Below are 10,713 nucleotides of genomic sequence, written 5' to 3'. Positions count from 1 at the left end.
AGGGGGCGGTGGGGGTGCTGCTGGCTGACGGCAGTGAGCCGGGACCGGTCTACTTCGACGTAGGCAGCGGTCCGAGCATGCCGTCGTCGACCGAGTGGCACGCTTATGACGGCCGGCGAGGTCGTCCCATGGCTGTGGTCCTGCGGGGCAGCTGCTCGTGCGGCTGGCGGGGCGCTGCCGAGTACCCGCTCGACTGGAGCGCTCTCCCCGGCGACGAGCCGCTGTATGAGGCGGATGTCGACTTGTCCGGGCCGATCGCGGACTACGAGGCGCACCTGTCGGTGATCCGGGATGGCGCCGTCCCGCTCCCCGGGGAACTCACCGGGCTCCTCACCGACCTTGTCCGGCAACTCGACGGTTTGGCGATCGAGGAGCCGCTGGTGGCGTTGAAGGCCCTCGCCGACCTGCGGTATGTCATCGAGCAGACCGGCCAGGACGCCGCGTACGAACTCGCCGCACGCGATGTGCCGCTCAAGGTGGTGGCGACCGCGCTCGGCACGAGCAAGTCCGCTGCCCGCGCATACCTCAACGACTACCTGGCCCCCTGACGACCAGGCGGCGCACGGCCGTGCTGCGGGGCGCCGGTTCAGGCGCTTCGGGGAGGGCTTCTCTTCGGGGGCGTCTTCTTGGCCGTCTTCTTCGCGGTTGTCCTCTTCGTGTCGACCGGGGTGCTGCCGGTCTTTTTCGCCGCTGGCTTCTTGGCGGTGGCCTTCTTCTTGGCGGGCATCGGATGCACGGTGGCCGGCTCGCCGCGGATGGTCTTCGCGTCCTGGACGGACTTCTCCAGCATCGCCATGAGGTCAACGACCTGCGCGGAGGAGGGCTCGGCAGGTTCGAGTGCCGGGGGACGTTCGCCGCCGGCCTTGGCGGCGATGACCTCCTCCAGGGCGGCTCGGTACTCGTCGTGCATCTGGCTCATGTCGTGGCCGGTCAGGGTCTCGGCGAGGGCGACGGCCGCGTCGACCTCCTCGTCGGAGACGCTCACGTCGGGGACCGGGACCTGGTCGGTGGAGCGGATCTCGTCCGGCCAGAGCATCGCGTGGAGGGCGATGACGTCGTCGAGGACGCGGAGCAGGCCCAGGCGCTCGCGGTTGTGCCACGCGAACTTGGCGACGGCGACCTTTGACGAGCGTTGCAGGGCCCGGCGTAGGAGCTCGTACGGTTTCGCGGCGACGCCTTCGGCGGAGAGGTAGTAGGAGGCGCCGATCTGGATCGGGTCGATGCTTTCGGTGGGGACGAAGGTGACGATCTCGATGGCCTTCGCGGTGGGCAGGGGCATCGCGTCGAGGTCGGCGTCGGTGACCGGGACCAGGGTGCCGGTGGCGGTCTCGTAGCCGCGGCCGATCTCCTCCTGGGACAGTTCTTCGCCGTCGAGCTCGCAGACCTTGCGGTAGCGGATGCAGCCGCCGTCGGCGGTGTGGATCTGGCGGAAGGAGATGTTGTGCGACTCGGTCGCCGGGAACACCTTGATCGGGATGGTGGTGTTGACTGAACCAGTTGACGAATAACCGCAGGCCAGATGGCCTATCTGCTAGCTTCCGCTCATGCTTGAGACGGATGATCCCTCTCGGGATCTGATCAACTTCGTGCTGCCCCAGACTGGTGCCCTGGTCGAGGTGGCCGACCCAGCTCAGCCGTACGTCCTGCTGGACGCCGCCGGGGATGTAGTGGAGCCGGTCTCGGCGTTCTTCGCCGAGCTACAGGCGTGTTCGCGGCCGCCGTCGACGATCCGTTCCTACGGGATGGATCTGCTGCGTTGGTGGCGGTTCCTGGATGCCCTCGGGGTGGAGTGGCGTCGGGCTACCCGGGCGGAGGCCCGGGACTTTGCGCGGTGGATGGCGATCGCGCCGAAGCCCGTGCGGATGCACTGGCGTCGACGGACTGCCGACACCGAGGCGCGGTCGGTGGCCCGCGCGTCGGCGGGGGTGCCGAATTCGGTGACGGGACGGGCGGGACCGGGGCTGATGTACGCGGCGACGACGCGGGCGCACTGCGAGACCGTGCTGCGGTCCTTCTACGACTTTCACCTGGACGCGGGCACCGGCCCGATCATCAACCCGTTCCCCCTCGGACGAGAGCGCCGTCGGCTGCCCGCCGCGGCCGGTCGGCCAGCCCGCTCCTCGCCCGGTGGCCGGTACCGACCGTCGGTGCCGGTGCGAGTGCCCCGCCGGATCCCGGATAAGTGGTTCGACGAGCTGTTCGCGGCACTGCGCCACAACCGCGACCGCGCCCTGCTGGCCTTCTGGGTCTCCAACGGGGCGCGGGCAGAGGAGCTGCTCACGTGCCGGCAGCGGGATGTGTTGCCAGGCGAGCAGCTGCTGGGAGTGGTGCGGAAGGGGACACGGACGTATCAGCAGGTGCCGTCGGCGGCGGACGCCTTCGTGTGGCTGCGCCTGTATCAGGAGGAGGCGTGGCGGGCGGGGGTCCCGCAGGGGCCCGGGCGCTGGTTGTGGTGGACGCTGCGGCCGCCGTTTCGACCCCTGACCTACCACGCGGCCCGGGCGATGTTCGGCCGGGCCAACCGGTTCCTGGGGTCGAACTGGACGTTGCATGACCTGCGGAAGACAGCGGCGTACCGGATGGCGCGGGATCCGAAACTGGCGCTGACGGACGTGCAGTGGGTCCTTGGGCACGCGCACCTGAGCACCACCCAGATCTACCTGCCCGCAGGCCGGGACGAGATCGTGGACGCCGTCCGCGCCCACCACGAGCGACAGACCCTTGAGGCCCGTGTGCAGGCGGTCCCAGCCCCCGGATACCGGCCGGACTCGCTGGACGAGCTGTTCGGCAGGGCCTGGTGAACGCGCGGGTGCGGGACGTTACCGGCGCCGCAGCGGCGGGCCCGTCCGAGCTGCCGCCGGCACCGCGGGCGTCGGGAGGGTTGCTGGAGCAGGCCTGCGTCCGCTTCCCCGCCCGGGAGGCAGGCCGCCGGTGGCCGCTCACGGACGCGTCGGCCGACGAGGTGCTTGCCGTGCTGGAACGGCCCCCACTGCGCGCGGAGAAGGCGCACACGCGGTGGCACCGCAGGTCGGGGGCTCGCGCGATCCTGGCCTGGCTGTCGGGCTTCGACGGAGACAGCTGGCAGGAACGGTGGGAGGCCTCCCCGGCCGCCGCCTGCCCGCAGCGGTGGCGGCGGGAGGCCGAGGCGTGGGTGAACACCGCGGCGGACGTTGGGGGGACCAACATCCAGGCCGGCCTGCTGGTACTGGCGGCCGCCGACGTGATCCGGCTGTCACTGCCGTGGCAGATGGACCTGAACAGCTGCCACGTGCGCACCCTCGTAGAGGAAAGCCGGGACCCGGAGGGCTTCGCCCGCCTGAAGGAGCTCGCCGGCACCGAACGGTGGGCGTCCGCGAGCGGAGGCCGAGCCCGCCGTGCTCTGGTACGGATCATGGTGGCCAAGGGAGGCGGCCTGGCGGACATCACCGTGGGCGACGTGCTGGAGTACGACGCCGAACTGCGCCGCACTGCCCGAGGTGTCAGCGGCGGCGGCACCCTCTACTACGCGTGGCTGCGCGAGCTGGGCCACCTGCCGACCGACGCCCCGACCACCTTGCGGTTCCTGGAGAGGGTCACCGGGCAACTCACCTGTGCCCAGCTCGTCGACCGCCACCCTGTCGCCTCCGGCTCGATCCGGGCCCTGATCGTCGACTACCTGGAGGAACGCCGCCCCCGCCTGGACTACTCCACCCTGGACAACCTGGCCCGGCACCTGACCCGGAACTTCTGGGCCGACATCGAACGCCACCACCCCGAAGTCGACACCCTCCATCTGCCGGCCGACATTGCCGCGGCCTGGAAGGAACGCCTGCGCACCCGTATCCAGAGGCGGCGGCGCCCGGACGGCTCCATCGAGGAGACGGTCGTCGAACGCGCTGACCGGGTGATGATCTTCATCGCTGTGCGTGCCTTCTACCTGGACATCGCCCGCTGGGCGGGGGAGGAACCAGGTCGCTGGGGGCCATGGGTGGCGCCCTGCCCGATCAAGGTGGCCGAGACCGCCGACCGTAAACGGCTCACCCGGACCAAGGCGCGGATGGACCAACGCACCCGCGAGCGCCTGCCATTGCTGGAGACCTTCGCCCGGGCGGCTGCCGAGCATCACCGGGTTGCCTCCGCCCACCTTCAGACTGCCCGCAGCGTCCCGCCTGGCGGCCGATTCACCCTCGACGACGCCCCCTACACCCGCGGTACGAACCCGGCCAGCGCCGCCGCCCGCGACGCGCAGGGCCGCCTGGTGCACCTCGACCGCGTCGAGCACCGCGCCTTCTGGGCCTGGGCGAGCATCGAGTTCCTCCGCCACACCGGCGCCCGCGTCGAGGAGATGCTGGAGACCACGCACCACGCGATGATCCAGTACCGGCTGCCCACCACCGGCGAGATCGTCCCCCTGCTGCAGATTGCCCCATCCAAGACCGACGTCGAGCGCGTCCTGCTGATCAGCCCCGAACTCGCCGACGTCCTGGCCACAATCATCCGCCGCGTCCGCGACCCCAAGACCGGCCTGATCCCGCTGGTCACCCGCTACGACTGCGAAGAGCGCCAGTGGAATGCGCCCGCGCCCGTGCTCTTCCAGTACAACCGCGGCGGCGAGCCCTCCACCCTCAACTCCCAGACCATCCGCGAAATCCTCAAGGAAACCGTCGCCTTCATGCGGCTGACCGACGCCACCGGCCAGCCGCTGACCTTCACCCCGCAGGACTTCCGCCGGATGTTCATCACCGACGCCATCCGCACCGGCCTGCCACCCCACATCGCTCAGGTCATCGCCGGCCACGCCAACATCAACACCACCATGGGCTACAACGCGGTCTACCCCACCGAGACGATCGAGGCTCACCGGGCCTTCATCGCACGTCGCCGCACTCTGCGCCCCTCTGAGGAGTACCGCACCCCGACCGACGCCGAGTGGGAAGACTTCCTCGGCCACTTCGAACGCCGCAAGCTCTCCGTAGGCACGTGCGCCCGCGCCTACGGAACCGCCTGCATCCACGAACACGCCTGCGTGCGCTGCTCGCTCCTGCGCCCGGATCCCGCCCAACGCAGCCGGCTGGTGGAGATCCGCGAGAACCTTCTGGACCGGATCGCCGAGGCCGAGCGGGAAGGCTGGCTCGGTGAGATCGAAGGGCTCCGCGTCAGCCTTGCCGGAGCCGAATCCAAGATCGGCCAGATCGACTCCGCGGCCCGGCCGGCCCCGGTCCTGCTGGGACTGCCGACGCCGCGGCCGGCCCGGAAATAGCAGTGATGGTCAGACTTATACGGACCACGAATCCTGAGTTGCGGGCGTGTCAGCCCTCGCTGAAGCCGGGCCTCAGGATTCGGCGGGTTTCGGCAGCAGTAGGGCTGCTGGTGGATCCGCCAGCACAGCGTCGTCGAAGATCGGCGGAACCGTCCATGCCTTTGGTTTTTGCAGGTTGACCTTCCCTCCACTGAACTTGGCGTTGCGAAAGCTGACGGTCCCTCCGGTGAAATCCGCGTCGCGGAAAGTCACGTAGCCTCGGATGAACGTGGCGTAGTCAAAGCTTACGTAGCCGCCGATGAACTCGGCATCGCGAAATCCGACCCTATTGGCTGCGAACGTGGCGCGATCAAAACTCACATTACCGCCAGCGAACACGCTGCCTCGGAAATTCACCAGGTCTCCGGTGAACTCGGCACCACGAAAGCTGACGTAGCCACCGGTGAAGCGAGCTTTCCGGAAGCTGCCGCCATCAAAGACCACGCCGGTGAAATCGAAGTCGTAACCCTCCCAGGAGGCCACAGACCCGCTGATTCGTGGGTGTAGACGGTCGCGAATCGTACGGATCACCGTGTGACGGACCTCGCGGGCGGCCTGCCAGGCACACCGCTCCTCGATCCGCGCGGACTCGGCTGGCTCGGGCGGGTAGGGCATGCGCAAGTAGGCGCACAGCACGTCGATGCACGTCTGTCGGCGTTCGCGCTCGGCCCAGTCATCGGCCAGGCCGGCCATTGCATGGATGCCCGCCAGACGGCAGGCGGGCTCGTCGTGCCCAAGCAGCTCAGCAGCCGCGACGAACCGCTCGTTCAGTAGCCGTGCCTGCTCATGCCTAATTTCCTCTTGGGCACTTCGGCGTAGCTGCCTGGCCGAGAACCAGGCCGCGGACCACGCAATCACGCCGCCGATGAGGGTGGCTGCTGGAAGGGCCCACCAGGGGGCAACCGAAGCCTCTACTTGATTTTGGGCCTCGAAATTTGGGCTCTCTGCAAACAGCAGCCGGACACTGTCTACCGCGCCAGTCAGCGTCGTCATGCCGGTCACCCTAGCCCGGCGAACCTCCGAGCCTGACAGGACAGATCTACCCCGGGCGATGTTCACTCGCCAGCCATAGATCAGGCTTGGACTGCAGGGCAGGGCACCTGCTGAAATCAGATCAAGGAGCGAGGAGCAGCCTGGCCGACTCCAAGAATCACCCCATCAAGCCCGGCATGATCATCGGAACGGCAAGCCATCTCTCTAGTTCAGAGAAGTGACCAAGCCGAAGCTGATCGCCCCGCTCCAGACGGGCCGCACCGCAACCTCCCTCGATGAGCCCCCTCCATGCCCCAGCGTCGCACCCGCCCGGCTTGGATGCTTATGGGTGCGCGGCCATCTGAGCCCGCACCGCCACCACCAGGTTGTCCCCCGACGGCGCTCGCCGGGCCCGCCCGGCGGCACGAGGAGCTGATTTCCGGCGCTGTCACATCGGGCAGCGGCCGGCATGCCCCAGGGCGGAACGGGCAGGCGCCCGGCAGGGCCGGACTTCGGCGAGCGCCTCCCACCGGCTCAGCCGGGCCCGACCCGCACACCGAGCCCGCCCTCCCGCCACGTCCTCTTACCGATCAACCGCCAGCTCAGGAGTGGGTGGGGAAAGAAGGCCAAGCATGTCCAGCAGCCGGGCCAGGTCCTCAGGGCCGGTGGCGTGCGCGGCTACCGCTCGTCGGGCCGCGGCGCGGTCCGCCGGGGCTCCGAGCGCCAGCAGAGACGGATCATCACAGCCGAAGGGATCCTTCACCCGCCCGATCTCAGCACGGACACCGCAGCCGCGCACGCGGACCGCCCCAGCTGGCGCGAGGCGGCCCGCAGCCGCGCTGAGACGAAGCCGCGCCTATGCTGCCGCTTCCAGAACGGCGGCCCGTCGTTCAAGATCGGCGGCGATGTCGTCCCAGTCAGGCCCGTGGGCATAGAGGCTGCCCGCTGCCTCCCTCATCAGCGCTGGTTCATCGGGCCTCTGAAGGAGAACGAGCCGATACGCGAGGTTGCGGATCCGCACAGGCAGGTATCCGTCGACCAAGCTCGGGCACAGTTCCCGCAGCATGGCCAGGATCGCATCGGCGCTGGCGAACGTCAGCTCCCCGATGAAGAGAGCCTCGTCGTGCTGACGGTCGCACGGCGGCGTGCTTCGGTACTCGTCCCCGAAAACGCATCGGGCGTAGTCCGTCAGGGTGGCGTGCATGGACCCGAGCCTACGGCGCGATGACCAGCCGGACAGGGCCTGGGTGGGGCCGATCTCGGCTGGAGTTCACTCGGCCTCCAGTTCGGCGATCCTGCGGGCGACGGCTTCCTGAAGGATGGCGCCCATGAGGAACACGAAGGCGTTCAAGGAAGCGGTCGCCGACACGCTGGTCGAGCTGGCCCACCGGGGTGTGACCGTCCGGCCGGGTACGGTCGCCGACACCATCGAGCAGAACATCCGCGCCGTAGCCGAGCGGCTCGGGATCCAGGAGCGCTCCGCCTGGCGGTACTTCGACCCGGTCGGCCTCGCGGCCAACATCGCCCAGCAACGGCAGGCGGCCGAAACCAGCAGCACGCCCGGCCAGGTGGGACGCGCGCCGATGCCGCCGGTCGACAACCCGGAGCTGGCGCTCATCCTCGGGGGTGTCCCCGACGCCCTGGAGGAGAGCGGCGGCGACCTCTACGGCGTCATCGTCAACGTCGCCGTCAACGCCTGGATGGCCGGCCACATCCACGGCGAGGACGGCTGCACCGGCTGCCAGGACAAGCGGCCCACCGGTACCGACTGGCAGGCCCGGATGGACACCATCACCGCCATGACGCCCGACATCACGAAGTGGTTCAACCGGGAGGTCTGGACGGCCGCCCTCAACGACACCGGCTACGGCGTCACCCGACGCTGACCCAGGCCGTGCCCATTCATCGGCCGCGGAGCAGGCGCCGCTTCGAGGACCCGGCGGTCGCGCCGTTCCAAAATCAGCCCCGCGACCGGTGCGGACGATGGGGCCGGCGCCGACCCGGTGAAGGGTCGGGAGCAGCTTCCGGTGAGGAGAACCCGCCCGGTACCGCGGTGCGCTGCGCCGGCTGCTCCACGGAGGGAGCGGCCGGGGCGGGGACGGCCGGCTTGGCCGTGGCCAGGATGGTGATGTGCGGGATGTTCCGGGCGCAGGTCTGGCAGACCTCGGCCAGTGTCCAGACCTGGCCGACGGCCGGGTTGTGGACGAGGACCAGCAGGCTGGTTCCCGCGCAGTGGACGGGGTTCTCGTGGAGGGCGCACTGCGCGCTGCCGCAACTACAGGCGGCGTTGGGGCGGGTGCCCGCGAGGCGTCCGTGGGCCTTGATGTGCTCGGCGGCGAAGCGGCGCATGCCCGCGGCGTCCTTGGAGCGGGGCGGCATCCGGCACGCGGCGGTGCTGCAGGTGACGGACACGGTGTGATCGTGGTGGCCGGTGAGGCGGACCGTCCAGGTCCGTCCCGGCACGCGTGCTCCGGGCATCAGGGTCAAGTCGGGGTCCCGTCGTTGGGCTGGTCCGTGCCGGCGTTCTGCCGGGCTCGTGCAGGGGCCGCGTGCGTACGCCGCGCCAAGGAGGAACGTCCCATGGGCGGCGCAGGGCGTCCTGGTTCAGAGCGCGCGCAGGACGGCGACTACCTTGCCGAGGATAACGGCGTCGTCGCCGGGGATCGGCTGGTAGGCGGCATTGTGCGGCATGAGCCAGACCCGGCCGTTCTCGCGGCGCAGGCGCTTGACGGTGGCTTCGCCGTCCAGCATGGCGGCGACGATGTCGCCGTGGTCCGCGCTGTCGGCCTTCCGCACGGTGACGATGTCGCCGTCGCAGATGGCGGCCTCGATCATGCTGTCGCCGACCACCGGAAACCGACGAGTTCGCCGAATCTTCAAGGACCCCTGCGGCGAACCGGCGGCGATTCGGCCTCTACAACCTCGAGCCTAGCGTGGGTTCGCTCGTGAAACCTGCACTGCAGAACGGCGAGAGGACCCTAGCCAGAGGGGCCAGGGTCCTCTCGCCGTTAGCGTGCCATGTCACAGGTGTGAGGGTGCTGACGCGGTTCTCGTACTCGCGGCGGGCCTTTCGCTGGCAGAGACCGCCGGAGCGCCAGGGCCGCCGTCGATCGGCTGGCAGCGGGCGAGGAGTCGGTGGTGCACGGCCGGGGCGGCGGTGACGCGCAGGGTGTAGCCCTGGCCGCGCCGTACGGTCGTCCCCTGGTCGAGCGCGGCCCGCTCGGCGTCGTCCAGCTTGCAGGCGCGGAGGAAGTCGGCGACCTTGCCCGGCATGTCGAGGGCAACCGGCAGCTCCAGGGCCGGGGCGTCCTCCTCGCTGGCGGTGCGGTCGGGCAGGAGGTCGGCGACGGCGGTGCGGATGGCGCCGCGGCTGACGCCGTGGTCGCGGGCGAGGACGGCGATCGAGCGGCCCTCCAGGTACGCGGCGCGCACGGCGTCGGTCTTGTCGGCCGCCACGGCGGGGCGGCGGCCAGGCCGAGGGCGGCGAGCTGGTCCTCCTGGCCCTCGCGGTACGCCTGGCGGATCTGGCCGCGGCCGCCGTGGCAGATCGCGCGGGCCAGGCGGTGGCGGGACTCCTTCACCCTGAGCTGCCGGTTCATCAACCGGCGGTAGGTGTCGTCGACCTGTTTCAGGTGGCTGTGGTTGCGGGTGTGGCGCCGTGGTGGCGTTGCCGGTGGCTGTATTCGGTGATGGCCTGCCAGAGGTGGCGGCGGTCGATGTCGGGCCAGCAGTCGTGGGTGAAGTGGAGCTCGGCGTAGGCCGCGTGCCAGGGCAGGAAGTTGGAGGTGCGTTGTTCGCTGCCGGTGCGCCAGAGCAGGTCGACGTCGGGCATGTCGGGGTGGGGCAGGTGCCGGGCGAAATCTTTCTCGCTGATGTGGTCGGCGTGGAGGTGCCCGTCGCGGACCTGGCGGGCGAGGTGGGCGGCGGTGCGGGTGATCTCGTCGCGGCCGCCGTAGTTGATGCACATGGTCAGGGTCAGGCCGGTGCGTTCGCGGGTGGTGCGTTCGCGTCGGCGCAGCAGGTCGCTGATGTCGGTGGGGAGTTTGCCGGTGCGGCCGTGCCAGCGGATGCGGACGTCGAGGTCGCGGAAGGGATTGTCGGTCAGTTCAGCGCGAACGACGTCGAGGATTGCGTCGACTTCCTCGGCGTCGCGTTTCCAGTTCTCGGTGGAGAAGGTGTACAGGGTCAGGTGGCGCAGGCCGATCTCCAGTGCGCCGTGGACCGTCTCGCGTACGGCGGCGGCTCCGGCCTGGTGGCCGGCCTGGCGGGACAAACCACGTTGCTGGGCCCAGCGGCCGTTGCCGTCCATGATCACGGCGACGTGGAGGGGCATCTGTCCGGCAGGGATCCGCGGGGGCTGGTGGCCGTCGGGATGGGGCGGCGGAGCGCTGAAAGCAGCCGGGAAGGAGTTGCGCGCCGCCCCATCCCGCAGGCACCCCGCCCCCCCGGAATCCTGCCGGACC

At 69.9% G+C, this 10,713-nt stretch carries 10 protein-coding genes and 2 pseudogenes; 4 read left to right on the top strand and 8 right to left on the bottom strand.

The window, feature by feature from the left end; genetic code table 11:
- Positions 1 to 548 (top strand): hypothetical protein (locus tag PV721_RS36105; RefSeq protein WP_319731928.1); only part of this gene is annotated, 548 nt, incomplete at its 5' end.
- A 38-nt stretch (positions 549 to 586) separates the two neighbouring features.
- Here PV721_RS36105 and PV721_RS36100 read toward each other — a convergent pair.
- Entirely contained in the window at positions 587 to 1,477 is an 891-nt protein-coding gene (locus PV721_RS36100; RefSeq protein WP_416371255.1) for a Ku protein, read from the bottom strand.
- 67 nt (positions 1,478 to 1,544) lie between these two features.
- Between PV721_RS36100 and PV721_RS36095 the strand changes: the two genes are divergently transcribed.
- On the top strand, positions 1,545 to 2,801 hold the full coding sequence (locus tag PV721_RS36095; RefSeq protein ID WP_319731926.1) for a tyrosine-type recombinase/integrase: 1,257 nt from the start codon (positions 1,545 to 1,547) through the stop codon (positions 2,799 to 2,801).
- Between the two features lie 80 nt (positions 2,802 to 2,881).
- A complete protein-coding gene (locus PV721_RS36090; RefSeq protein ID WP_319731924.1) occupies positions 2,882 to 5,239 on the top strand; it encodes a site-specific integrase in 2,358 nt (785 codons plus the stop codon).
- A gap of 72 nt (positions 5,240 to 5,311) precedes the next feature.
- On the opposite strand, the gene PV721_RS36085 is transcribed toward PV721_RS36090, so the two are convergent.
- A complete protein-coding gene (locus PV721_RS36085; protein WP_319731922.1) occupies positions 5,312 to 6,271 on the bottom strand; it encodes a pentapeptide repeat-containing protein in 960 nt (319 codons plus the stop codon).
- An 835-nt stretch (positions 6,272 to 7,106) separates the two neighbouring features.
- Positions 7,107 to 7,454 carry a hypothetical protein gene (locus tag PV721_RS36080; RefSeq protein ID WP_319731920.1) on the bottom strand — a complete coding sequence of 116 codons (348 nt, stop codon included), beginning with the start codon at positions 7,452 to 7,454 and terminating at the stop codon, positions 7,107 to 7,109.
- A gap of 124 nt (positions 7,455 to 7,578) precedes the next feature.
- Between PV721_RS36080 and PV721_RS36075 the strand changes: the two genes are divergently transcribed.
- On the top strand, positions 7,579 to 8,136 hold the full coding sequence (locus tag PV721_RS36075) for a hypothetical protein (protein WP_319731918.1): 558 nt from the start codon (positions 7,579 to 7,581) through the stop codon (positions 8,134 to 8,136).
- 73 nt (positions 8,137 to 8,209) lie between these two features.
- On the opposite strand, the gene PV721_RS36070 is transcribed toward PV721_RS36075, so the two are convergent.
- The 5 genes and pseudogenes from PV721_RS36070 to uppS form a co-directional block, all read right to left on the bottom strand.
- Complete coding sequence (locus tag PV721_RS36070) at positions 8,210 to 8,662, bottom strand: hypothetical protein (RefSeq protein WP_319731917.1); 453 nt, start codon at positions 8,660 to 8,662, stop codon at positions 8,210 to 8,212.
- Positions 8,663 to 8,854: 192 nt separating this feature from the next.
- A pseudogene (locus tag PV721_RS36065) lies at positions 8,855 to 9,100 on the bottom strand (LexA family protein); the annotation flags it as partial.
- Positions 9,101 to 9,271: 171 nt separating this feature from the next.
- Positions 9,272 to 9,706 carry a resolvase gene (locus PV721_RS36060; RefSeq protein ID WP_319731932.1) on the bottom strand — a complete coding sequence of 145 codons (435 nt, stop codon included), beginning with the start codon at positions 9,704 to 9,706 and terminating at the stop codon, positions 9,272 to 9,274.
- A gap of 14 nt (positions 9,707 to 9,720) precedes the next feature.
- Positions 9,721 to 9,870 (bottom strand): annotated as a pseudogene (locus tag PV721_RS36055) (Tn3 family transposase); the annotation flags it as partial.
- An 8-nt stretch (positions 9,871 to 9,878) separates the two neighbouring features.
- Positions 9,879 to 10,713 (bottom strand): polyprenyl diphosphate synthase (gene uppS / locus PV721_RS36050; protein WP_319731915.1); only part of this gene is annotated, 835 nt, incomplete at its 5' end.

This window comes from Streptomyces sp. MB09-01 (genome assembly GCF_033794505.1).
Lineage (GTDB): Bacteria > Actinomycetota > Actinomycetes > Streptomycetales > Streptomycetaceae > Streptomyces.
This window is presented reverse-complemented; position numbering and strand designations above follow the sequence as displayed.